Raw genomic sequence first — 22,951 nt, forward strand, 5'->3', positions numbered from 1 at the left:
GTGATCGCGGGCCGGTACCGGCTGCTGTCACCGCTGGGCGAGGGCGGCATGGGGACCGTGTGGCGGGCCCGCGACGAGGTGCTGCACCGCGAGGTCGCCGTCAAGGAGGTGCGCGCCCCGGCCGGACTGCCGGCGTCCGACGTGGAGCGGATGTACGCCCGGCTGGAGCGGGAGGCGTGGGCGGCGGCCCGGGTCGCCGACCGCAATGTGGTGACGGTGTACGACGTGGCCATGGAGGACGGCCGCCCGTGGATCGTCATGGAGCTGGTGCGCGGCCTGTCGCTGGCCGAGGTGCTGGACGCGGAGGGAGTGCTGTCTCCGCGGCGGGCCGCGCACATCGGCGCGGAGGTGCTCGCCGCGCTGCGGGCCGCGCACGGGGCGGGGGTGCTGCACCGGGACGTGAAACCGGCCAACGTGCTGATCGCGAACGACGGGCGGATCGTGCTCACCGACTTCGGGATCGCCATGGTGGAGGGCAGCTCCGCGCTGACCATGACCGGTGAGGTCGTCGGTTCGCCCGAGTTCCTCGCGCCGGAGCGGGCGCTGGGGCGTACGCCGGGACCCGAATCGGACCTGTGGTCGCTCGGTGTGCTGCTGTACGCGGCGGTCGAGGGTCACTCGCCCTTCCGCCAGGACACCCCGCTCAGCACCCTGCGGGCGATCGTCGACGAGGAGCTGCCGCCGCCGCGCCGGGCCGGGCCGCTCGCCCCGGTCGTCGAGGGGCTGTTGCGCAAGGATCCGGCCGAGCGGCTGTCCGCGGAGCGGGCGCAGCAGGACCTGCGGATCGTCGGGGCGGGAGGCGCTCCCCGCGCGGACACGGCGCGCTCGGCGCCGTACACCCCGACGGTGGCCGCGCTGTCGCGGCCGTACCCGGAGACGTACTCGTCCGCTCCCCCGGTGCCGGCCGCGGGAGCGCCGGCGGCGACCACCGCGGTCACCCGGCCCGGGCGCGATCGGCGTACCGCGGTCGTTCTGGTGGTGGGCGTGGTCGTCCTGGCCCTGGCGCTGGCCGGGCTGACGTACGCGCTGCTGAACCGCGGGGACGGCGACCCCGGGGCCAAGGGCACGGGTGGTCAGGTGAGTTCGCCCGCGCAGACGGGCGACGAGGACGACGGCGGTGGGACGCCGAAGACGGACGAGCCGACGCCGTCCCCCACCGCGAGCGAGGAGAAGGAGGAGAAGTCCACTCCCCCGCCGCAGACGGTGTCGGTGACGGTGACCGGCGCGCACACGGAGTACTCCGGAAGCTGTCCGCCGGCGCACGCGCAGGCGCCCGCGTTCACAGCGACGTTCACGGTGGGGCGGTTGCCTGCCGAGGTCTCCTACCGCTGGGTGGCCGAGGACGGCTCGGTGGACGATCCGGGCTGGCGGAAGCTGTCGTTCCCCGAGGGGGGCGCGCGCACGAAGCACGACACGGTGGTCGTGACGACGTATTCGGAGACCGGGGTGTTCGAGAGCGAGATCGGCGTGGAGGTCCGGGAGCCGGTGCGGACGACGTCCGAGACGGTGCCGTTCTCGGTGACGTGCGAGGCGGAGACCCCGACGGGCGGGGCCTCCGCCTCTCCTTCCGGTTCGGACGACGGGTACTGACGGACGCCGACGGGTCAGGCCACGGCGTCGAGCACCGGCAGATAGCCGCCGGACTGTCCGGCGGCCGTCGGGTGGTACGAGTTGCCGATGTTCAACCAGTCCATGCTGTGCAGCCAGGAGCTGCCGGAGCAGATCTCGTGGCCGGTGAAGGTGGTGCGTACGTCGCCGAAGGTGAAGCCGTGGGCGCCGGCGCGCCGGGCGATGGCGTTGTCGAGGTGGTCGGCGGCGTCGTTGATCGCCTTCCGCTTGGTCTCGGAGAGACCGATGCAGGAGGTGCCGAGCTTGTAGAAGCGGGGATAGCCGAGCACCACGACACGGGCGTTGGGGGCCCGGTCGCGGATCGCCGAATAGACGCCGTCGAGCCTGCCGGGCAGCGTCGAGTCGACGTACGCCTTCGCGGTGGCGATCCGCGAGAGGCAGGCGCTGTCGGACTGGAGCACACAGGTCGTCATGACGTCGGCGAAACCGGCGTCGTTGCCGCCGACGCTGATCGAGACCAGGCCGGTCGCGGTGGAGAGCGGGCCGAGCTGCCCGGAGAGAACATCACCCGTTCGAGCGCCCGAGCAGGCCGTGAAGTCGAAGGACGAGGGTGAGTTGGCGGCCGCCCAGAGGTAGGGGTGGGCCTTCGTGCTGCGCTTGCAGTCGCCGCTGCCGGAGATGTAGCTGCCGGCTCCGACACCGGAGGCGTAGGAGTCGCCGAGCGCCACATAGCCGCCCGCAGCGGCCTGCGGGGACGCCTGCGCCGTCGCGGCCCCGGTCAGGGCGGTGGTGACGGCGAGGAGGAGCGAACCGAGGAAGATGACAAGTCGGGAACGTCTCATGGAACCTCCCTTTAGCAGGATCTCTGCCGTAACCGTCGTACCAACTACGCGTGTTGACTGGAAGTGTCCATGCCAAAATTGTTGCCGTTCAATCCCGGACGAAAACCGACCGCAGGCACTTTCGGGCCCTTGACGCCCCCTACGGGGTGCGCCACATTGAATCCCGGCATCCGACGCTTCAGGGGGCAAAGTCGGCCATGCGGAAACACGCATTCAGGCAAGAGACTTACGTAACGGCCAAACCAACGAAAACGTGATCGGCCGCTCCAGGTCTTGCCATTCGGGTTCAATCGTCAATACCGTCATACATCTCACCCGCATCGGTCCGTCAGCAAGCGGCTCCAGGGGAGGGCTCAGGACCGCGACGAACCGGCGCGGGGCGCGGTAGGGGGGTGCCGTGCTCGGTGACCGCATGCGGTGACCGAGCCGTGCCGCGCGGTCGGCTGACGTTTTCGCGGCCGGCCAGATTTGCCAGCTCACCCGGCGTGCATGTCAGTACCATCGGCGTGCCCGTGGGGTGAGAACCCCCCTTTCGAACCGGACGAACAGCCGGGCCGCCCGAGGGGCGGGCGGTCCACCGGACGAGAGGGACCAGACTCATGAGTTCCGTTCTGCAGCCGGCGACCGAGGACCAGGATCCACCGGTCGCCCGCACGTACCGGCCCATCTCCTCTCACCTGGCCATCGCGCCGCCGGTGAGCGTGGTGATACCGGCCATGAACGAGGCGGAGAACCTGCCGTACGTCTTCAAGACGCTTCCCGACTGGATCCACGAAGTGGTCCTGGTCGACGGCAACTCCACCGACAACACCGTCGAGGTGGCCCGCGAACTGTGGCCCGGCGTCAGGGTCGTCGGCCAGAGCGGCAAGGGCAAGGGGGACGCGCTGCGCTCCGGCTTCGAGGCCTGCACCGGCGACATCATCGTGATGGTCGACGCGGACGGCTCGGCGGACGGCAACGAGATCGTCAGCTACGTCTCCGCGCTGGTCTCCGGCGCGGACTTCGCCAAGGGGTCCCGTTTCGCCAACGGCGGCGGCACCGACGACATGACGTTCATCCGCATGCTGGGCAACCGGGCGCTGTGCGCCGTCGTCAACCGCAAGTTCGGCGCGCGGTACACCGACCTCTGCTACGGCTACAACGCCTTCTGGCGGCACTGCCTGGACAAGATCGAACTCGACTGCACCGGCTTCGAGGTCGAGACCCTGATGAACATCCGGGTCGTCAAGGCCGGCCTCAAGGTGCAGGAGATCCCCAGCCACGAGTACCTGCGCATCCACGGCACGAGCAATCTGCGGGCCGTGCGCGACGGGCTGCGCGTGCTGAGAGTCATCCTCGGGGAGCGTTCCAACCGGCGTGCGCTGCGCCGGCGTCCGCACCCCTCGCCGCTGCTCGACACGGTCCGGGGGAAGGTGTCTTGAACGATCCCGGCACCCCGGGCGTCTCGGTCGTGATCTGCGCCTACACCGAGGACCGCTGGGAGGACGTCCTCGCGGCGGTCGCCTCGGTACGGGCGCAGTCACGGCCGGCCCTGGAGACCCTGCTGGTCGTCGACCACAACCAGGGTCTCCTGGACCGTCTGGGCAAGGAGTACAAGGAGACCGACGCCGTGCGGGTGCTCGCCAACGCGGGCCCCCGCGGCCTGTCCGCCGGCCGCAACACCGGAATCGCCGCCTCGCGCGGCGGCATCGTCGCCTTCCTCGACGACGACGCCGTGGCCGAACGCGACTGGCTGAAGCACTTCGCCGAGGCGTACGACGATCCGCGCGTGATGGCGGTCGGCGGGCGCACCGAGCCCGTCTGGGCGTCGGGCCGGCGACCCGACTGGTTCCCCGAGGAGTTCGACTGGGTGGTGGGCTGCACCTACCGGGGCCTGCCGCGCGGGCGGGTACGGGTGCGCAACGTGCTCGGCGGCAACGCCTCCTTCCGGCGCGAGGCCTTCGACGCGGCGGGCGGCTTCGCCACCGGCATCGGACGCGACGGGAACAAGCGCCCGCTGGGTGGGGAGGAGACGGAACTGTGCATCCGCCTCAGCCGCGCCCGGCCCGACGCGGTCCTGCTGATCGACGACCGCGCGGTGATCCACCACCGGGTGCCCGAAGTCCGGGAGCACTTCCGCTACTTCCGTACGCGCACCTACGCCGAGGGGCTGTCCAAGGCGCTGGTGGCGCGCAGTGTGGGGGCGGAGAAGGGGCTCGAGTCCGAACGCCGGTACACCACGCGCGTCCTGCCGGCCGGGGTGGTGCGGGGGGTGCGCGACGCCCTGCTGGCCCGCCCGGGCGGCGCGGGGCGCGCGGGGGCGATCGTGGCCGGGGTGCTCACGGCGGCGGGCGGCTACGTGGTGGGGAGCGTGCGGGCCCGGCGGGGCGGGGTCACGTTCTCCGTGGTGGGGATCGAGGAGGCCGGCCGTGACTGACGTACGCGTGCCGATCCTCATGTACCACGCGGTCGCGGCCGACCCCGGCGAGGCGACCCGCGCCCTGTCCGTGACCCCGGAGGCGTTCGCCGAGCAGATGGCGGTGATCGCGGACCGGGGCCTCACCCCCGTCACCACGGCCGGACTGGCCGCGCACTGGCGCTCGGGCCGCCCGCTGCCCGAGCGGCCGGTCCTCGTCACGTTCGACGACGGCTACGAGGGCGTGCACCGGCACGCGCTGCCCGTGCTCGCCGAGCACGGGTTCCCGGCCACCCTGTTCGTCTCCACCGGCTGGCTGAGGGGGCCGTACGACACCGGTGGCGGCCCGGACACCATGCTCGACTGGGACCAGGTGCGCGAACTGGCCGCCGCGGGCGTCGAGATCGGCGGGCACAGCCACAGCCATCCGCAGCTCGACCAGCTCGACGAGGGCCGGCTGCGCTCCGAGCTGATCCTGTGCAAGGAGATCGTCTCGGACCAGCTGGGCTCCGTACCCGCCTCGTTCGCGTATCCCTACGGCTACTCCAGCCGCCGGGTGCGCCGGGCGGTGCGGGAGACGGGGTACGCCCAGGCCCTCGCCGTCGGCAACGGCCTCGCCCGCCGCGCCCAGGGGCCGTACGCCCTGCGGCGTGTGACGGTGCGGCGGTCGACGTCCGCCGCCGAGTTCGAACGGCTGGTGGAAGGGCGGGCCGTCGCGCGGGCCTTCGCCCGGGACCGCGCGCTGACCAAGGGGTACGCGGTGGTGCGCCGGGCCCGGCGGGCACGGGGGCCGGCCGGCCGGCCGCCGGACTGAAGCGCGGGCGACAATCCGCGTGCACCCCGGAAACCGGGTGCACGCGGCGCCCGGGTGACCGATCATGGCGGCATGTCCGCACAACCGCACGACGCACTGCCGATCCGGCTCAACGTCGACGACAGCGACTCCCCGTCCGATGTCGTCGACGCGCTGTTCCTCGGCCGCTTCGCGACGGGCGAGCAGCCGTACTCGCACGCCGTCAACATCGAGCGCGTACGCTCCGGCGCGACCCTGCTGCCCGCGAACGCGCGGGTGCTGCGGCTCGCCAGGGACGACGACCGCAGCGCCACCCTGGCCGAGGGCGAGGGCTGGACCCTGCTGGTCTCCCGCTGGAACCGGGGCGCCGACGTCACGGTCACCGCGACCAGCGCCGAACTCGCGGCGCTGATCCTGGAGGAAGCCACCGACGGCGCGGCGGACGAACCCGAACCGCAGCCGGAGAACGTCACCATGGGCTTCTGGTACGTCTCCCCGCGGCGCGGCCCGCACCGCACCACCCGGCAGATCTCGGCGGGCACCTGGGAGGAGATCCGGCCCAACTACACGGCGCCGGTGGCGGACGCGATGGACCGCCTGATGAAGACCACCCCCGAGGACATCTCGGGCCGGCTGCTCCTGCTGCACGGCCCGCCGGGCACCGGCAAGACCTCCGCGCTGCGCACGCTGGCCCGGTCCTGGCGGGACTGGTGCCAGGTGGACTGCGTGCTGGACCCCGAGCGGCTGTTCAACGACGTCGGCTATCTGATGGACATCGCGATCGGCGAGGAGGACGCGACGGGCAAGGGCCGCTGGCGGCTGCTGCTCCTGGAGGACTGCGACGAGCTGATCCGGGGCGAGGCCAAGCACACCGCCGGGCAGGCGCTGTCCCGGCTGCTGAACCTGACGGACGGTCTGCTCGGCCAGGGCCGCAACGTCCTGGTGGGCGTCACCACCAACGAGGACCTGGAGCGCCTGCACCCGGCCGTGGTCCGCCCCGGCCGCTGCCTCGCCCGGATCGAGGTGGGGCAGCTGACCCGTGCGGAGGCGGTGAACTGGCTCGGCGGCGAGGAGGGCGTCGGCCGCGAGGGCGCGACCCTGGCCGAGCTGTACGCCCTGCGCCGGGGCACCTCCCCCACGTCCCTGCCGGAACCTCGCGGGGACGCGGACGCGGGCCTGTATCTGTAGACAGGGGGTGGCAGCACCCCCCAAGGGCGCGGGGCCGTGCCGACTTGCGGCTCCGCCGCGCGGGCGCGACCGGCCACAACGGACCTGCACCCGGCGTCAAACCCCCGCCGCCACGGCGCTCACCCGGCAAGCCCCGCAGGAAACCGGCGCTCACGCCCCGTAAGCCGCACGCAGTGCGTCCCGCACGGCAGCCAGTGCCTCCTCCTCCGAGCAGCCGAGCCGCCGCGCCCGCGAGGCGAATTCCTGCGCGGCGGACGCCAGCTCCCGCTCCGCCGCCGCCCCCGCCGCGGCGATCAGCGTCCCGTTGCGCCCCCGCGTCTCGATCACCCCGTCCGCCTCCAGCGCCCGGTACGCCTTGGCCACCGTGTTCGCGGCGAGCCCGAGCGTCTCGGCCAGCCCCCGCACCGTCGGCAGCCGATACCCCACCGGCAGCGCTCCCGACCGTGCCTGCTCGGAGATCTGCGCCCGTACCTGCTCGTACGGGGGCGCGCCGTCGTCGATCCGGATCTTCAAGGTCACGGCCCGATTGTCGCGCACCCCGACGGAAAAGAGGAGGCGCCCCGGGCGCGTCCCCCGTAGCGTGCGCCTCCATGACAGTGACCGTCCGCGATCTTCGTCCCGACGCCCGCGCCGACCTCGAGGGCTTCGCCCGCGTCCGGCACGCCGCGCTGCCGTTCCTCCTCGTCACCCCGGAGTCCCTGGCCCACGACCTGACCCATCTGCACCCCGACGCCCACTACCGGCCCCTGGTCGCGGTGGCCGGCGGCGAGGTGATCGGCACGGCGCAGGTGCATCTGACCCACGAGAGCTCCGAGCCCGGCCAGGGCAACATCAACGTGTACGTGCATCCCGGCCACACCCGCCGGGGCGCCGGGACACTGCTCGTGCGCGCCGCCGAGGAGCACCTGGCCGCGCACGGGGCGGCCAGGCTGTTCGCCTGGGTGCTGGACGAGCCGGGCAACCGCGCCTTCGCCGAAGCGCACGGCTACCGGGCGAGCCGCGCCGCCCACTTCCTCCGCCTGGACCTGGCGAACGGCACCCTCCCGCCGCTCCAGGATCCGCCGCCGGGCGTGGAGCTGCGCCCGGGCTCGGACTTCGCCGGTGACCCGCGCCCGCTGTTCGAGCTGGACGCGGAGACCACGGCGGACGAACCGAGCGATGTGGACACCGAGTTCACCAACTACGAGGCCTGGCTGGAGGAGACCTGGCGGCACCCCCTGTTCAATCCCGGGCTGACCACGGTGGCGGTGGTCGACGGCCGTCCCGCCGCGTTCTCCGCGGCCCGCACGGACGGCGGCGCCCGGTACGGCACGGTCATGACCGGCACCGCCCGCGCCCACCGGGGCCGGGGCCTGGCCAAGCTCGCCAAGAACGACTCCCTGCATCGCGCCCGCGCGGCCGGGTACACGGAGGCGTTCACGGGCAACGACACCGGGAACGGGCCGATGATCGCGATCAACGAGTGGTTCGGGTACGAGATCTGCGGGACGGAGGTGCGGTATGTCCGCACACTGGGCTGACGGGACGACGCTGGTGGAGGTCGTCCTGGTCAAGGCGGGACGGATGAAGATCCGCTATCCGGCCGAGCTGCTCGCCGACGACGGCACCCGCGCCACCGTGCGCGCCCCCTGGGCGGGTGGCGGCGTGCGCGACTTCGGCTTCGTCCGCTTCGAGCCCGGTGACGTGTTCACGGAGCACTACTGGCGCGACCGGTGGTACTCCGTGAAGGAGGTCCGCACCGCCGACGGCGCCCTCAAGGGCCACTACTGCGACATCACCCGGCCGGCCGAGCTCTCCGGCGGCCGGCTGGTCGTCGAGGACCTCGACCTGGACCTGTGGGTCTCCGCGGACGGCGCGGACGTACGGCGACTGGACGAGGACGAGTTCGCGGCGAGCGGTCTGCTCACCACGGATCCCGAGGCGGCCGCCGCCGCGGTGGCCGCCCTCGACGAACTGGACGCCCGGGCCCGCGAGGGCGGGCTCGGCGCGCTGCTCGCCTGAGGGTGCCGGTTCGGTCCGGGCCCGCGACCACCGCGTACCGCTCGTCGAACGCGGCGGTCCGGCCGCCCCCGTCCACACCGTGCGTATCCGTCCCGTCACCGTCGTGGATCGTCATGGCCCCAGAGTGACACCCCCCACTGACAACCGATTCGTGACAGCGGCCACAGACAGAACAGGGCCGATGAGGAACTCTCCCCCGAAAGGTCTACCTCCGTGAGAACGCGGAACCCGGTGGACCCCGAAGGAGGCAGTCATGCGCCGTGTCACCGTGCAGAAGCCCCCGAGGAAGACGGACGCCCGCCGGAGCCGCGAGGAGGCCGACGAGCGCCCCGCGGGACGACCCGAGGTCCGCAAGGACATCGCCCGCACCTGGTGGCCCGACGGCTGACCGTCCGGACACCCACCTGATCCGGGCACCTACCTGATCCCAGCCTGAGCACTCCCTTAACGCGGCCATAAGGATCTCCCTCCAGGGCCTTCGGCAGGCGATTCCACTGGTTCGGGGGGCTAGTTTCTGAGCCACCCCCCACGGGATTCACCACCCCCCACCCCGATCCAGTGATCGCTGTCGAGGAGTTGCTGCCCCATGTCCGCACGCCGCAAGGCCGCTGTCGCCGCCGTCGGTCTCGTTCCGCTCGCCCTGACCGGGCTGTCCGCCGCGCCGGCGTCCGCGCACGGTTCCATGGGCGACCCGGTCAGCCGGGTCTCGCAGTGCTTCGCCGAGGGCCCGGAGAGCCCGAAGTCGGCGGCGTGCCGGGCGGCGGTCGCGGCCGGCGGCACCCAGGCGCTGTACGACTGGAACGGCATCCGCATCGGCGACGCCGGCGGACGCCACCAGGAACTCATCCCCGACGGCAAGCTGTGCAGCGCCGGCAGCGAGGCGTTCAAGGGGCTCGACCTGGCCCGCGCCGACTGGCCGGCGACGAGCGTGAGCAGCGGGTCGTACACCTTCAAGTACCGCGTGACCGCCCCGCACAAGGGGACCTTCAAGGTGTACATCACCAAGCCGGGCTACGACCCGGCGCAGCCGCTGGCCTGGGACGACCTGGACCTGGCGAACCCGGTGGCGACCTCCACCGACCCGGCCGCCTCGGGCGGCTTCTACACCTTCGCCGGCACCCTCCCCGAGCGCTCCGGCAAGCAGCTGCTGTACGCGGTGTGGCAGCGGTCGGACAGCCCGGAGGCGTTCTACTCCTGCTCGGACGTCACGTTCGGCGGCTCCCAGGCGGGTGGCAGTGAGGCCGGCGGCGAAGAGACCGCCGGCACGGACGACACGCCCGAGGAGGCCGCCGCCCCGGCGCCGACCGCCTCCGCCCCGTCCGAGGAGCAGATCGAGGACGGTGCCGGCGAGTCGACCGTCGAGAACCACGGGCACGGCGACGACGACCCCAGCACCTCGGCGGAGCCGGCCGCGGTGGACGACGACACCGCCCCGGACGCCACCGGCGACGGCACCACCGCCAACCTGCCGAAGGCGGCGGGATCGTCACAGAACCTCGCGGAGACCGGTGGCGACGGCAACACCCCGTACCTGATGGTCGGCGGCGCCGCGGCGCTGGCGCTCGGTTCGGCGGCGCTGTTCGCCTCCGCGCGGCGGCGCACGGCGACCGGGCGGCACGGCCGCTGAAGGTGACTCGGGGCCCTGCCCGGCGGCTCAGGCCGGACAGGGCCCCGATGCGTGCGTCCGCGTGGACACGTGTCAGCCGAACGCGGAGACGCAGGTCCTGGCTTCGGCGTGGGCCGGATCGAGGGCGTCGGCGGCCTCGTCGTACGGCAGCCCTCGACCTCCGCCGACAGGGCATCACCACATGGGACGAATCGGCCCCTCGGGCGCGATGCGCAGCAGCTTTCGCGCCAGCTCGCGCACCTCCGTCTCCCCCAGCGTCTCACCCCAGGCCCGTACGGCCTCCGCCGCCGCCTCATCGGCCGCCCGGGTGCAGGCCCACCCCGCCTCGGTCAGCACGACGAGCCTGGCCCGCGCGTCCTCGGGGTGCGGGCGCCGCTCGACGTACCCCTTGCGCACCAGCTCGTCGACGAGCTGACTCGCGGCCTGCTTGGTCACCCCGAGATGGACCGCGAGGTCGGTGACCGTCGCGCCGTCCGGGGCGAGCCGGGTGAAGGCGAAACCGTGCGCGGGCCGCATCCCCTCGAAGCCGCGGGCGACCACCCCGTCATGGATGCGCCGGGTGAGCTCGCCGGCGGCGGCGAGCAGGGCGGCGGACAGGGTGACGGCTTCGGAGTTCTGCACGGGGAGATTCAAGCACCTTGACGAAACAGTCAAGAAGCTTGACTATATCGTCAAGCTTCTTGACCACTTGAGGAGAACGCCATGCCCGTCGTCCGCCCGTCCGATGCCGTCGTGCACGAGATGCACGGCGCCCGCTTCGTCGCCCACGCCACTCCGTCGACCGGCAGCAAGGAGCTGTGCGCCTGGCGGGGTGAGATTCCCGCCGGGACCCGGGCTCCCGCGCACACCGTCAGCCGGGAGGAGATCCTCCATCTGCTCGCCGGCGAACTGCTGATCACCCTCGACGGCACCACCCACCACGTCACCGCCGGCGACACGGTGATCATCAACCCCGGCGCGGCCCTCGCCGTCGAGAACCCGTCCACCGAGGCCGCCGTCTCCTGGGTCACCACGTCCCACGGCCTGGAGGCGACCCTGGCCGACGGCACGCACATCGTGCCGCCGTGGACCAACTGAGACCGGCCCGCCCCTTCGCGTGAAGGGGCGGGCCGTCGCACGAGGCCGGGCTCAGCCGATCTGCGTGCCGGTCGCCGAGAGGGCCTCCGTCACCGGCTGGAAGAAGGTCGTACCGCCCGACGTGCAGTCGCCGCTGCCGCCGGAGGTGAGGCCGACCGCGCTGCTGCCCGAGAAGAGCGAACCACCGCTGTCGCCGGGCTCGGCGCACACGTCGGTCTGGATGAGACCGTTGACGATGTCGCCGTTGCCGTAGTTCACGGTGGCGTCCAGACCGGTGACCGTGCCGGAGTGCACCTGGGTCGTGGAGCCGCTGCGGGTGACCTGCATGCCGACGGTGGCCTCGACGGCGCCGGAGATCGCCTGCGTGGAGCCGTCGTAGAGGTTCACCTCGCTCGGGTGGGCGACGTCGGCGGTGTACTTGACCAGACCGTAGTCGTCGCCCGGGAAGCTGGACGCGGCGTTCTCGCCGAGCACGGCGCCCGAGGAGTCCGACCACGTGGAGACGCCCTCGGTGCAGTGCCCGGCGGTGAGGAAGTGCGGCTCGCCTCCCTTGACCACGTTGAAGCCGAGCGAGCAGCGCCCGCCGTTGCCGGTGATGGCGTCGCCGCCCGCGATGAAGGGCTTGTACTCGCCCTCGGTGCGCCGGAGTTCGGCCTTGGCGCCGAGGGAGTCGACGACCTTCGCCAGCTTGGCCCACTCGGCCTCGGAGACGGTGCGGTCCGCGGTGACGACCACCTTGTTGGTGGTCGGGTCGGTCACCCAGGCGGTGCCCGGGACGGTGGCGTCCCGCTCGAGGGTGGTGCGCGCGCTCTTCAGCTCGGCGAGGGAGTTCGCCACGACTCTCGCCTTGGCGCCGGCCGACTCGACGGTCTCGGCGGCGGCCTCGTCGAGCACGTTCACCACGAGGGCCTTGCTCTTCGCGTCGTAGTACGTTCCCGCCGCGCCGGTGCCCAGGTCCTGGGCGAGCGTCGAGGCGAGCTTTCCGGCCGCTCCGATCGAGAGGGTCCGGGGTGCGGAGTCCGCCGGGGTCTCGCTGGCGTTCGCAGTCTGGAAGGTGACCGCGCCGGCGGCCAGTGCGGCGATGCCCGCACCCGCCATGACCGCACGTCGCCTGGGTATGCGTCGGTGCTTCAACTCACGTCCTCCTGTGGGGGGGGGGGGCGGCCCGGAAGGTTGTGGGGACCTCACCGGACCGGAAGGCGTACGGCCACGGGGGCAGAGCACGAAAGAAGTCACGCCCGTGCCGGTCGAACGGCGCCCACTCTTCCGAATCCCCCAGGGAGCACACAAGGTCGACTTCAGGACGCGCGTACGACAACGACCGTGCGCCCTCTATGTCCTGACAGGTCATGGACACGCGGGACGGTTCACACTGCAAACACTACGGGGGAGTAACCGGCGGTACGGTATGCGGGAGCAGCCCTTGGCTTGAATTCGACCCTTCGTGGTCCGGATCCATGAGCGACGCGGCGGGCGGACGTTGCTCCCGCACCGCTTCCGGGGCCGACGGTGCGGGCTGCTGGGCGCGTTCGAGGAAGCGGAGGAGTTCGACGGGGAAGGACAGGACGAGAGTGGAGTTCTTCTCGGCGGTGACGGCCACGATGGTCTGCAGCAGGCGCAGTTGGAGGGCGGAGGGGGTCTCCGACATCTGCTGGGCGGCCTCGGCGAGCTTCTTGGAGGCCCGGAGTTCGGCGTCGGCGTTGAAGTGGACGCCCGCGTCGACCCGGACGGTGACGTTGTCCCGGGTGATGCCCTCCTGGGCCGGCACCGGCATCGTGACGACCTGGAGGTTGACCTTGTGCAGCCGGTCCACGAACGGAACGATCAGGGTGAACCCGGGCTCGCGCACCTGCGGGCGGAGCCGGCCGAGCCGGAACGCCACGCCCCGCTCGTACTGCTTGACGACCCGCGCCGCCGCCGTCACACAGAACGCTCCGGCGGACGCCACCGCCACTCCCGCCGTCACCAGCTCCTCGACCATCCCGGCCCCAGGGTCCGAAGTGGCGCGTCAGGTGATCCCACGCGTCCGGTACCGCCCGGCGCGTCCTGGCGCGTCCTGGTGTGCCCTTCGACGGTATCCCCGTGCTCCCCGCAAGGGCGAGCCCCCGCGCGGCGATCGCGTGCGGGGGCTCGTCGTGCTGCCGGCTGCGAGGTGGGACACCCGGGACCGGTGGTGCCGGCCGGTCCCGGTGTCCGTTCCTAGGTGAGGCTGACGCCGTAGGCGCTCAGGGCCTCGGTCACCGGCTGGAAGAAGGTCGTACCGCCGGAGGAGCAGTTGCCGCTGCCGCCGGAGGTCAGACCGTACGCGGTGCCGTTGCTGCCGTAGAGCGAGCCGCCGGAGTCGCCGGGCTCGGCGCAGACCGTGGTCTGGATGAGGCCGGAGACGACGTCGCCGCCGCCGTAGTTGACGGTGGCGTTCAGGGCGGTGACCCGGCCGCTGCGGGTGCCGGTGGTGGAGCCGTCGCGGATGACGGTGGTGCCCACGGCCGGGGTGGCCGCACGGGTGATGTCCACGCCGTTCGCGGTGCCGGGCCGGCTGACGGAGCCCGTGTACCGGACGATGCCGTAGTCGTTGCCCGGGAAGCTGGTGCCTGCGGTCGAGCCGAGCACCGTGGTGCGGCTGGAGTTGCCGTACCAGGTTCCCGCGCCCTCGGTGCAGTGACCGGCGGTCAGGAAGTAGTCGACGCCGCTGCTGGAACGGACGTTGAAGCCGAGGGAGCAGCGGCCGCTGCTCGAGTAGATCGCGTCGCCGCCCTGGATGAGCTTGCTGAACGTACCCGGGGTGCGCTTGACGGTGATCGCGTCGGCGTCGCCCCCGGCCTGCTGCTTGATCTTGTTGATCTCGGCCTGGGAGACGGTGCTGTCGACGGTGAGGAGCACCCGGTTGGTCTTGCTGTCGACGGCCCAGGCGGTGCCCGGGACGTCGGCCTTCAGTACCGAGCCGCTGACGCTCTTGAGCTCGGCGGAGCTGAAGGTGGTGGGAGTGTCGGCCGCGTTCGCGCTGGGGACCACGATCGCGGCAGCGGCCAGGAGTCCGGTGGATACGGCGATCAGCCGAGTCCGTCTCGAGACGCCGCTGCGGGGGGTGGTGCGCTTGATCCTCACTTCTCGTTCCTCCACAAAGGAAGTAGGGGGCCCTCGTGGGGTTGTGGGCCCGGTGAGGCGCAGTCAGGGAGCCAGGTGCCCGGATTCCGAACACGCCGTGCCCCTGACAAGCGCTGTGGGCGAGTATTCGGCCGACCGACCGTTCGGCGCAAGGGTGTCTTTTGGACGTCAACCTTTGAACCGTCTAGGAGATTTGGTCCGCGCGCGGGACCGCGTTACCAGTGGTCACACCCGCAGCACGACCGGTCGAACAACCGCACGGTGTCCGGAACTCGCCCCTCCGGACAGCCTGTCCCGTCAGCAGCTGCAGCCGCAGTCGCAGCCGCCGCAGCAACCGTCCTCACCGCCGCAGCTGCAGCACTCGCAGCAGCTGCAGCAGTCGCCGCACCCGCTGCAGTCGCAGTTGGCACAGGGCCCCTGCTTGGACTCCCGGCTCCAGGGGTCCTCGTAGGTGCCGCAGCACAGCCGGCACGTACAGGCGAGCCCCAGCCATACGGCGCAGCCGGCCAGCAGCCCGCGCCGGTCGCGGCGCGGCGGCCCGGGGGGCAGCGGGCCACCGGGGGTACCGGGAGGCGCGTAGGGGCCGGTTCCGTGGGCACAGGAGACCGTACCGAAGGCGCGATGGACGGAGTTGGGCAATTCATGGACGAGCAGCCGGTGCGCGAGACCGCCGTCCTCGAACTCCACCTCGCGCAGGGCGAGCCGGACGCCGTGCACCGCGTCGTCGGCGAGCCGGCGGGCCTCCTCGAGCGGGGTCCCGGTGGCGGTGAGCGGGTTCCAGGCGCCCGAGGCGGCGTCGGCCTCCCGGTCCTCCACAGCGTCCAGGAGATGCGCGAGGCGCCCGAAGAGGCGTCCGGCCTCCGCGAGCGGTACGGCGTTGTGCGGCCGGCCGGCCAGCACCGCGGTGTGCGCGAAGGCCGCGGCCGTCGCGGTCTCGGTCGGCTCGGTGACGGTGAGGATCGGGGTGCCGGGCCCGGCGAGGGTCTCGATGCCGGTCTGCCGGTCCACCGCGTCGACGAGGACGGCGGTGTCGAACCCGACGTCCGAACCGGTCCGCGCCCCCGCCCGGTCCCAGCTCGCCGCGACCCGGCGCGCGGCGAGCGCCACCGGCCCCCGTGCCAGTATCCCGTCACCGTCGGCGACATGGTCGCGCACCTTGGCGGAGGCGAGGACGAGGGAGACGGCCGCCGCGAGCCGCGCGCCCTCACCGTGCGCGACGGACGCGGTGCGCATACCGCGCAGCGGACACGGTCCCGCGGTGCGCCGTCCCGCGCCGGGGCGCTGCGCCTGAGCCTCCGTCAGGACGGATACAAGGAGCCCGTCATAGTTGGTGACGATCCGCGCGAGCTGCCCGTGGTCCCCGCGCAACGCGAGACACAGTCCGCACAAGTGGGCCATCCACTGGGCGGTGAGCTTCTCCCCGAGCCGGTGCCGACACGGCCTGACCATTCCGAACACGACGTTCCCCCGTGCAGTTGTACGACGTTGAGCGGCGGCATCGTATCGACCCCGGCGTTCACCCGTACGCACCCTTCCTCACCCGTACGCCGTGAAGAATCATATTTCACTCACAGTCAGCAGCCGTTTACACCAAGACCCTTGGGAAACCCGGACTCTCGACGGATCAGCTGTGCACCAGTACCGTCACAAACCCCCCGCGCGGCGTCTATCCACTTGGCGCGACGTCCGCATCATGGCCGACCATAGGGATGCGGAAAGCAGACAAGACCGCTGTGAGAGGAGGCGTCCATGGGATCGGTACGCAAGGCGAGTGCCTGGCTTGGCCTCGTCGACGACAACGAAGACGAGCGTTACTACGACGACGACTACTCCGACGGGACCGAGCCCGGCGAGGCCTGGGTCACCGATCCGCGGGTCAAGGTGGCCGCGGACGTCGCCGAGGAGAGGGGCCGCCGGATCGGCACGGTCACCCCGGACAGCTTCCGGGACGCCCGCGCCATCGGCGAGCTGTTCCGCGAGGGTGTTCCCGTCATCATGAACCTCACGGCCATGGACGCCGGTGACGCCAAGCGCGTCGTCGACTTCGCCGCGGGCCTGATCTTCGGTCTGCGCGGTTCCATCGAGCGCGTGTCCAACCGGGTGTTCCTGCTCAGCCCGGCCGACACCGAGGTGGTCAGCGGCGAGCCGGCCGCGCACCGGTCGGACGGCTTCTTCAACCAGAGCTGAGGCAGGGCCGCGCACCGGCCCTGCCTCCCCGGAGGCTCACCGGAAGGCGTCGAGCCCGGTGAGCGCCTTGCCCAGCACGAGCTGGTGCATTTCCACGGTGCCCTCGTAGGTGAGCACCGATTCCAGGTTGGTCGCGTGCCGCATCACCGGGTACTCGAGTGAGATCCCGTTGGCACCGAGGATCGTCCGCGCCGTGCGGCAGATGTCGATGGCCTCGCGGACGTTGTTGAGCTTGCCGAAGCTGACCTGCTCGGGACGCAGGCGGCCGGCGTCCATGCGCCGCCCCAGATGGTGGGCGAGCAGAATGCCCTTGTGCAGTTCGACCGCCATGTCGGCGAGCTTGGCCTGGGTCAGCTGGAACCCGCCGATGGGACGCCCGAACTGCTCCCGCGACTTCGCGTAGTCGACCGCCGCCTCGAAGCAGCTCCGCGCGGCACCCATCGCGCCCCAGACGATCCCGTACCGGGCGTGCGACAGGCAGCCGAGCGGGCCCTTCAGACCGGTCGCCCCGGGCAGGACGGCGTCGGCGGGCAGGCGTACGTCGTCGAGGACCAGTTCGCTGGTGACGGAGGCGCGCAGCGACCACTTGTGCGTGATCTCGGGCGCCGAGAAGCCGGGGACGTCGGTGGGCACGGCGAAGCCGCGGATCCCGTCCTCGGTCTGCGCCCACACCACGGCGACCCCGGCCACGGAACCGTTGGTGATCCACATCTTGCGCCCGTTCAGCACCCAGTCCCCGCCGTCGCGCTTGGCGTACGTACGCATCGAGGCGGGGTCGGAGCCGTGGTCGGGTTCGGTGAGCCCGAAGCAGCCGATGACCTCGCCGGACGCCATCCGGGGCAGCCACTGCCGCTTCTGCTCCTCGCTGCCGAACCGGTGGACGGCGTACATGGCGAGCGAGCCCTGCACGGAGACCAGGGACCGGATCCCGGAGTCGGCCGCCTCCAGTTCCAGACAGGCGAGTCCGTACTGGACGGCACTCGCGCCCGCGCAGCCGTAGCCGTCGAGGGACATGCCGAGCGCGCCGATCCCGCCGAGCTCCCGGGCCAGCTCCCGGATGCCGGGCAGCTCGCCCTTCTCGTACCAGTCGGCGACGTACGGGAGCACACGGTCGGCGGCCCAGCTCCGCACGGTGTCCCGGACGGCCAGGTCCTCCGGCTCCAGCAGGTCGTCGAGGCCGAGGGGGTCGGCGGGGTCGAAGGGGGGCAACTTCGCGGACGCGGACATGGGGCACCCTCCGAGGGCTGGTCCGGGGTCAACTAGCACTGCTAGTCACGGCTCGGGGCGACGTTACGACGCGGTCTCCCGCACGTCCACCCGGCCGGCGCGGGGTACGGCTCACACCTTCAGCTCGGAGACACGGCGCTCCGCGGCCTCCCGCGGCGCGGGCACCTCCACGGCCGGCGGCTCGCACTGCATCTCCCGCGGCAGGCGCAGCGCCATCGCCGCACCGAGCAGCAGCAGACCCGCGCTCACCAGCAGGGTCACGTGCAGTCCGTGCACGAAGGAGTGGCGCGCCGCATCGCGCAGGGCGGTCCCCGCGGGCCCGCCGAGCCGGTCGGCCACCTCGTAGGCCTCCCCCAGCGAGTGCGAGGCCGCCGAGGACGCCGTCGCGGACACCCCGGGTATGCCGGTGAGGCCGGGTGCGTAGGCCGCGTTCATCACGCTGCCGAGGAGGGCGATCCCGATGCCGGCGCCCAGTTGGTAGGAGGTCTCGCCGATCGCGGCCGCCCCGCCGGCCCGGTCCGGCGGCGCCTCGCTGAGCATCGACTCGTACGCCCCGAACAGCGTGGTCTCCAGGCCGAAGCCGAGCAGGACGAAACCGGTCAGCAGCAGCGGCCAGTCGTCCTGTCCGCCCATCGCGGTCAGGACCACCACCGCGACGGCCGTCAGGCAGAAGCCGGAGCAGACCATGCGGCGCGGGCCGAACCTGCGCAGCATCCGCGCGCCCGCCAGGCCCGCCGCCATCGCCGCGATCGTCAGCGGCAGCAGGCGCAGCCCGGTCTCCAGCGGGGAGAGCCCGAGCACGAGCTGGAGGTACTGGGCCGCGATCAGTTCCAGGCCCACCAGAGCGAGCATCGCCAGCACGATGCAGCCCACCGACGTACTGAACGCCGGCCGGGCGAACATCCGCAGGTCGACCAGCGGGTGCGCGCGGCGCCGCTGCCGGCGCACGAAGGCGGTCAGCAGCCCGGCGCCCACGAGCAGCGGCAGCACGGTCCACACCTCGGCGGCAAAGGTGCCGCCGCCGAGCCGCTTCACGCCGAGGACCACCGCGAACAGTCCGGCGGCGGCCATCAGCGCGCCGGCCACGTCCCAGGGGCCGTCGCCCGCGCCCTTCGACTCGGGCAGCAGGATCCGCCCGACCGGGAGGCTGACCAGCATCAGCGGGATGTTGACCAGGAACACCGAGCCCCACCAGAAGTGCTCCAGCAGGAACCCGCCGACCAGGGGGCCGACCGCCGCGCCCACGGCGGCGACCGCACTCCAGATGCCGATGGCCAGCGCCCGCTCGCGCCGGTCCGGGAAGACCTGGCGCAGGATCGACAGCGTCGCCGGCATGATCATCGCGCCGCCGACACCGAGCAGCGCCCGCGCCGCGATCAGCACCTGGGCGCTGTCCGCGAGGGCCGCCATGCCGGAGGCGACGCCGAACAGGGCGTAGCCGAGCAGCAGGACGCGTCTGCGGCCGATCCGGTCGCCGAGGGTGCCGAAGAGGATGAGCAGCGAGGCGCAGACCAAGGGGTAGGCGTCGACGATCCAGAGCAGCTCCACCGCGCCGGGCCGCAGGTCCTCGGTGACGGCGGGGACCGCGACGTGCAGCACGGTGGCGTCGACGGCGACCAGCAGCAGGCTGACGCAGAGGACGACGAGCACCACCCAGCGGTTGGCACCGGCCCCGGCCGCCCGACGGCGCAGCGCGGCGGCCGTGGTCGTCCCGGACATGTACGTACCTCCCAGATGTTCCCTCGCGATCGGCGGGCTCACGGGGTCGGGGACTCCCCCGTGACTCGGCCGGAGAGGAGCGGTGGTCTCCGGCCCGCGCAGCGAACGGCGAGTGACACGTCAGAGTACGCGAGTGGCGGCCGGGGTCGAGTGGCGGGCCTCTCACAGCTCCGGCAGATCGGTGTGGCGTACACCACTCCCCTCGTCGGGGTCCCACACCCCGCCGGACGGGCCGGTTCCACACCGGGTCGATAATCGGGCGCGTGAACGATCTCGACGCGCGCGTCGTCCCGGTCCGCCCCGGAGCACTGCGACGGGCCGCGCCGGCGCTCCTCGGGTACGCCGCCGTGCGCGCCCTGGGCCTGGTCGCGCTGGCCCTGTGGAGCGGGGCGCGCGGCAAGGACGCGTACACCCTGCTGACCGCCCGCTGGGACTCGCTCTGGTACACGAGGGTCGCCGAGCGCGGGTACGGCTACGAGGTGCGGCTGCCAGGCGGAGACGTGCACTCCGACCTGGCGTTCTTCCCGTTGCTTCCGTGGCTGGAGCGGCTGGTGGCGGCCGTGTCCCCGCTGTCGTACGCCGACGGCGGCTTCGTCGTGAGCGTGCTCACCTCGCTCGCGGCGGCCTGGGGGATCTTCGTGGTGGCCGACCGTGTGTACGGGCGCCGGGCCGGGGTGTGCGCGGTGCTGCTGTGGGCGGTACTGCCGGTCGGGATCGTGCAGTCGATGGCGTACAGCGAGTCCCTGTTCACCGCGCTCGCCGCGTGGTCGCTGTACGCCGTGCTGACGGGGCGCTGGGTGACGGCGGGCGTCCTGGCGGGGCTGGCGGGGCTGACCCGCCCGGTGGGGCTGGCGGTGGTCGCGGCGGTGTGGGCGGCGGGCATCACCTCGCTCCTGCGGGAACGCGCCTGCGCGCGGGGACACGCCTCCGCTCCGGACCATGTCTCCGCGCGGGACCATGTCTCCGCGCGGGACCACACTTCTTTCGCGCGGGATCGCAGCACGGCGCCGGAGGACGGCGCGCGGGCCGGGGAACGCGCCGGCGTTCCCGCGAACGCGCGGCGCGTCCGGGCACCGGAGGGCGCCTCGCGCGCGACGGACATCTCCGGCACGCGCCTGCGCCGGGTGCTCGGCATGTTCCTCGCGCCCCTCGGAGCCGCCGGTTACGTTCTGTGGGTCGGACACCGGACCGGCGACGGACCGCTGGGATATCTCGACGTGCAGGCCGGATGGCGGAACGGCTTCGACGGGGGCTACGCCTTCGCCCGCTTCGTCGCCGACAAGTTCACGTCGCTCCCGTCCGCCCTGGCGGGCCTCGGACTGGTGGTCGGCGTCGGCCTCGTGGTGTGGCTGTACGCCGTCTGCGTACGGCAGCGCCAGCCACTCCCCCTGCTGGTGTACGCCGGGGTCGTCACCGCGCTCGCCCTGTGCGCGTCGAGCTACTTCGGTTCGAAACCGCGGCTGCTGCTGCCCGCCTTCCCCCTGCTGCTGCCCCTCGCCCTGGCCCTGGCCCGGCTGCGTACGCCCAGGTCCGCGCTGGTCGTGGGGGCGGTCGCGGCGGCCTCGGCGGTGTACGGGGCCTTCTGGCTGAACGGCTCCGGTCCGCCCTGACCCGCCCGGAGCGGCCGATGAGCGCCAAGGAAATTCCGCACCAGCCCCCGGTGAACGAATTGAAAAGCGCGATAAAACCCTTCCCCGGAATGATCAAAGGAATTGAAGTCCGCAGCATCCGGGGTTTGCGGATTCACCGACGATAAAGGCCCTCCTGAGAGGAATGCCACATCACATCGTCATCACAAAGAGGCTGATTCGACGGGGTTCCGCACTCACTCGCTGTAACGTCGATTGGGTGCGTACCGAACGGAAGCCCACCCGTCTGGACCGGGTGTTCGCGAGGCTGGATCGTGAGCCGGAACGACCGGCTCACATCGGCGTGCCGCGAATGAGCCGGCACCGGGTGGTGCTGTTCGGCGCCGCCCTGGCCTTCTATCTGGCGATCGTGTGGGCCGTGCTGATCACCTCCTGGCTGGTCCGGCTGGACTGGCAGGTGATGTTCTTCCGCCCCTACCAGCAGTGGTCCGAGCTCCACGCCTTCGTCGACTACTACGTGGTCCTCGGCCAGCGCGGCCCGACGGCGGTGATGGTGACGGCCTGGCTGGGCTGGCGCTCCTGGCGGCAGCACACCCTGCGCCCGCTGCTCGCCCTCGGCGTCTCCCTGCTGTTGCTCAACGTCACCGTCGGTGCCGCGAAGTACGGCATGGGGCGCCTCGGACCGCACTACGCGACCGAGATCGGCTCGAACGAGATGTGGCTCGGCGGCGATATATTTCCCAGCGGCCACACCGCCAACGCCGTGGTGACCTGGGGAATCCTGGCCTACCTGGCCTCCACCCCGAGAGCGCGCCGCTGGCTGTCCGCGCTGTCGGCCGTGACCTCGCTCGGTGTCGGGCTGTCCACCGTCTACATCGGGACGCACTGGCTGAGCGATGTGATCCTGGGCTGGGTCGCGGGCCTGCTGATCCTGCTGGCGCTGCCCTGGTTCGAGCCGATGATCGCCCGCGCGGAGGCGCGCATCTTCGACCTGCGCACCCGCTGGCGGGCACGCCGGGAGGGCACGGCGGAGGCCGGCCCGCTCGGGCAGCCCGTCATGCTCAAGCCGCTCAGCGACCGCGCGGACACGGCTCCCGAGCCGGTTCCCGCGGGCCGCCCGGCCTCCCGGTCGCCCGCCTACCTGGCGCCCGGGCCGCACACGACCCGTGCGGAGCGCTCCCCGGTCACCCCGGTGGGCAGTCGCCGCCCGCCGCACGCGGAGCGCCACCCGCGCGGTACGACATCGGCCACCCGTCCCTGACGGGCGGCGTGGCGTCCGCCGCGCACGCCACGGCCCCGGTTCCGGCGAGGGAGCCGGGGCCGTCGTCGTGTGTCAGCCCTTCCAGGCGCGCGCCACCAGGCCGTCCTTCACCTCGAAGTTCAGCCGGCCCGCGCGGTACTCCATGGTGATGATCGCCCCCGGAGGCAGCGCCCGCACCGTCGACCAGCCGCGCTCTCGCGCGAGGTGCTCGGCCCGGTCCGCCGCGAGGCCGACGTAGGCGTCCGGACTGTCGTGGGGTTCCGTGGAGGGTGTCGGAATGGGTGCCATGCGGCCACGCTATGCCCTGGCCCGGGAGCGGGGAAGCCGGAAGCGGGAACACCGGGCCGGATCCCCCGGCGGTCACACTTCTG

The 22,951-nt window shown here is 72.3% G+C and carries 23 protein-coding genes; 13 read left to right on the forward strand and 10 right to left on the reverse strand.

Annotated features, from left to right (window positions below; translation table 11 throughout):
- Window positions 1-1,590, forward strand: coding sequence for a serine/threonine-protein kinase (locus ACFXAE_RS21570; RefSeq protein ID WP_384717249.1), 1,590 nt, complete (start codon window positions 1-3; stop codon window positions 1,588-1,590).
- Window positions 1,591-1,604: 14 nt separating this feature from the next.
- Here the strand turns inward: ACFXAE_RS21570 and ACFXAE_RS21575 are convergent, their stop codons facing one another.
- The gene (locus tag ACFXAE_RS21575; protein WP_384717166.1) at window positions 1,605-2,411 is read right to left on the reverse strand and encodes an SGNH/GDSL hydrolase family protein; all 807 of its coding nucleotides are present in this window, start codon (window positions 2,409-2,411) and stop codon (window positions 1,605-1,607) included.
- Window positions 2,412-3,010: 599 nt separating this feature from the next.
- On the opposite strand from ACFXAE_RS21575, the gene ACFXAE_RS21580 reads away from it, so the two are divergent.
- From ACFXAE_RS21580 to ACFXAE_RS21595, 4 genes are all read left to right on the forward strand, one after another.
- On the forward strand, window positions 3,011-3,832 hold the full coding sequence (locus ACFXAE_RS21580; RefSeq protein ID WP_384717169.1) for a glycosyltransferase family 2 protein: 822 nt from the start codon (window positions 3,011-3,013) through the stop codon (window positions 3,830-3,832).
- On the forward strand, window positions 3,829-4,827 hold the full coding sequence (locus tag ACFXAE_RS21585) for a glycosyltransferase (RefSeq protein ID WP_384717172.1): 999 nt from the start codon (window positions 3,829-3,831) through the stop codon (window positions 4,825-4,827). The genes ACFXAE_RS21580 and ACFXAE_RS21585 overlap by 4 nt, the downstream gene beginning before the upstream one ends.
- Entirely contained in the window at window positions 4,820-5,620 is an 801-nt protein-coding gene (locus ACFXAE_RS21590) for a polysaccharide deacetylase family protein (RefSeq protein WP_384717175.1), read from the forward strand. Before ACFXAE_RS21585 ends, ACFXAE_RS21590 begins: the two co-directional genes overlap by 8 nt.
- 72 nt (window positions 5,621-5,692) lie before the next feature.
- Window positions 5,693-6,787 (forward strand): DUF5925 domain-containing protein, encoded by a 1,095-nt coding sequence (locus ACFXAE_RS21595; RefSeq protein ID WP_384717178.1) that lies wholly within the window; start codon window positions 5,693-5,695, stop codon window positions 6,785-6,787.
- 150 nt (window positions 6,788-6,937) lie between these two features.
- Here ACFXAE_RS21595 and ACFXAE_RS21600 read toward each other — a convergent pair whose 3' ends face one another.
- Window positions 6,938-7,306, reverse strand: coding sequence for a GntR family transcriptional regulator (locus ACFXAE_RS21600; protein ID WP_384717181.1), 369 nt, complete (start codon window positions 7,304-7,306; stop codon window positions 6,938-6,940).
- A 71-nt stretch (window positions 7,307-7,377) separates the two neighbouring features.
- On the opposite strand from ACFXAE_RS21600, the gene ACFXAE_RS21605 reads away from it, so the two are divergent.
- The 4 genes from ACFXAE_RS21605 to ACFXAE_RS21620 all read left to right on the forward strand — a co-directional run bounded on the left by ACFXAE_RS21605 (window position 7,378) and on the right by ACFXAE_RS21620 (window position 10,415).
- Window positions 7,378-8,307, forward strand: a complete 930-nt coding sequence (locus tag ACFXAE_RS21605) for a GNAT family N-acetyltransferase (protein WP_384717184.1) — start codon at window positions 7,378-7,380, stop codon at window positions 8,305-8,307.
- A complete protein-coding gene (locus ACFXAE_RS21610; RefSeq protein ID WP_384717187.1) occupies window positions 8,288-8,788 on the forward strand; it encodes a DUF402 domain-containing protein in 501 nt (166 codons plus the stop codon). The genes ACFXAE_RS21605 and ACFXAE_RS21610 overlap by 20 nt, the downstream gene beginning before the upstream one ends.
- A gap of 253 nt (window positions 8,789-9,041) precedes the next feature.
- Window positions 9,042-9,176 carry a hypothetical protein gene (locus ACFXAE_RS21615; RefSeq protein ID WP_384717190.1) on the forward strand — a complete coding sequence of 45 codons (135 nt, stop codon included), beginning with the start codon at window positions 9,042-9,044 and terminating at the stop codon, window positions 9,174-9,176.
- Between the two features lie 198 nt (window positions 9,177-9,374).
- A complete protein-coding gene (locus ACFXAE_RS21620) occupies window positions 9,375-10,415 on the forward strand; it encodes a lytic polysaccharide monooxygenase (RefSeq protein ID WP_384717192.1) in 1,041 nt (346 codons plus the stop codon).
- A 174-nt stretch (window positions 10,416-10,589) separates the two neighbouring features.
- On the opposite strand, the gene ACFXAE_RS21625 is transcribed toward ACFXAE_RS21620, so the two are convergent.
- On the reverse strand, window positions 10,590-11,036 hold the full coding sequence (locus ACFXAE_RS21625; protein WP_384717195.1) for a MarR family winged helix-turn-helix transcriptional regulator: 447 nt from the start codon (window positions 11,034-11,036) through the stop codon (window positions 10,590-10,592).
- A gap of 81 nt (window positions 11,037-11,117) precedes the next feature.
- On the opposite strand from ACFXAE_RS21625, the gene ACFXAE_RS21630 reads away from it, so the two are divergent.
- On the forward strand, window positions 11,118-11,492 hold the full coding sequence (locus ACFXAE_RS21630; RefSeq protein WP_384717198.1) for a cupin domain-containing protein: 375 nt from the start codon (window positions 11,118-11,120) through the stop codon (window positions 11,490-11,492).
- A 51-nt stretch (window positions 11,493-11,543) separates the two neighbouring features.
- Here ACFXAE_RS21630 and ACFXAE_RS21635 read toward each other — a convergent pair whose 3' ends face one another.
- The 4 genes from ACFXAE_RS21635 to ACFXAE_RS21650 all read right to left on the reverse strand — a co-directional run bounded on the left by ACFXAE_RS21635 (window position 11,544) and on the right by ACFXAE_RS21650 (window position 16,046).
- A complete protein-coding gene (locus ACFXAE_RS21635) occupies window positions 11,544-12,590 on the reverse strand; it encodes a S1 family peptidase (RefSeq protein ID WP_384717252.1) in 1,047 nt (348 codons plus the stop codon).
- Between the two features lie 283 nt (window positions 12,591-12,873).
- Window positions 12,874-13,473 carry an SPFH domain-containing protein gene (locus ACFXAE_RS21640; protein ID WP_384717201.1) on the reverse strand — a complete coding sequence of 200 codons (600 nt, stop codon included), beginning with the start codon at window positions 13,471-13,473 and terminating at the stop codon, window positions 12,874-12,876.
- Between the two features lie 218 nt (window positions 13,474-13,691).
- The gene (locus ACFXAE_RS21645) at window positions 13,692-14,597 is read right to left on the reverse strand and encodes a S1 family peptidase (RefSeq protein ID WP_384717204.1); all 906 of its coding nucleotides are present in this window, start codon (window positions 14,595-14,597) and stop codon (window positions 13,692-13,694) included.
- 297 nt (window positions 14,598-14,894) lie between these two features.
- The gene (locus tag ACFXAE_RS21650) at window positions 14,895-16,046 is read right to left on the reverse strand and encodes a DUF5685 family protein (protein WP_384717207.1); all 1,152 of its coding nucleotides are present in this window, start codon (window positions 16,044-16,046) and stop codon (window positions 14,895-14,897) included.
- A 300-nt stretch (window positions 16,047-16,346) separates the two neighbouring features.
- Here ACFXAE_RS21650 and ACFXAE_RS21655 point away from each other — a divergent pair, with 300 nt between their 5' ends.
- Window positions 16,347-16,784, forward strand: a complete 438-nt coding sequence (locus ACFXAE_RS21655; RefSeq protein WP_004933240.1) for a cell division protein SepF — start codon at window positions 16,347-16,349, stop codon at window positions 16,782-16,784.
- A gap of 36 nt (window positions 16,785-16,820) precedes the next feature.
- Here the strand turns inward: ACFXAE_RS21655 and ACFXAE_RS21660 are convergent, their stop codons facing one another.
- Together ACFXAE_RS21660 and ACFXAE_RS21665 are read right to left on the reverse strand one after the other, a co-directional pair.
- Complete coding sequence (locus ACFXAE_RS21660) at window positions 16,821-18,011, reverse strand: acyl-CoA dehydrogenase family protein (RefSeq protein WP_384717210.1); 1,191 nt, start codon at window positions 18,009-18,011, stop codon at window positions 16,821-16,823.
- Between the two features lie 111 nt (window positions 18,012-18,122).
- A complete protein-coding gene (locus ACFXAE_RS21665; RefSeq protein ID WP_384717213.1) occupies window positions 18,123-19,730 on the reverse strand; it encodes an MFS transporter in 1,608 nt (535 codons plus the stop codon).
- A 263-nt stretch (window positions 19,731-19,993) separates the two neighbouring features.
- Here ACFXAE_RS21665 and ACFXAE_RS21670 point away from each other — a divergent pair, with 263 nt between their 5' ends.
- Both ACFXAE_RS21670 and ACFXAE_RS21675 read left to right on the forward strand, forming a co-directional pair.
- Window positions 19,994-21,340, forward strand: a complete 1,347-nt coding sequence (locus ACFXAE_RS21670; RefSeq protein WP_384717216.1) for a glycosyltransferase family 39 protein — start codon at window positions 19,994-19,996, stop codon at window positions 21,338-21,340.
- A gap of 238 nt (window positions 21,341-21,578) precedes the next feature.
- Window positions 21,579-22,580 (forward strand): phosphatase PAP2 family protein, encoded by a 1,002-nt coding sequence (locus tag ACFXAE_RS21675; protein ID WP_384717219.1) that lies wholly within the window; start codon window positions 21,579-21,581, stop codon window positions 22,578-22,580.
- A 72-nt stretch (window positions 22,581-22,652) separates the two neighbouring features.
- On the opposite strand, the gene ACFXAE_RS21680 is transcribed toward ACFXAE_RS21675, so the two are convergent.
- Window positions 22,653-22,868 carry an I78 family peptidase inhibitor gene (locus tag ACFXAE_RS21680; protein WP_384717222.1) on the reverse strand — a complete coding sequence of 72 codons (216 nt, stop codon included), beginning with the start codon at window positions 22,866-22,868 and terminating at the stop codon, window positions 22,653-22,655.
- Between the last annotated feature and the right edge of the window lie 83 nt (window positions 22,869-22,951).

This window comes from Streptomyces sp. NPDC059454, assembly GCF_042749965.1.
GTDB lineage: Bacteria > Actinomycetota > Actinomycetes > Streptomycetales > Streptomycetaceae > Streptomyces.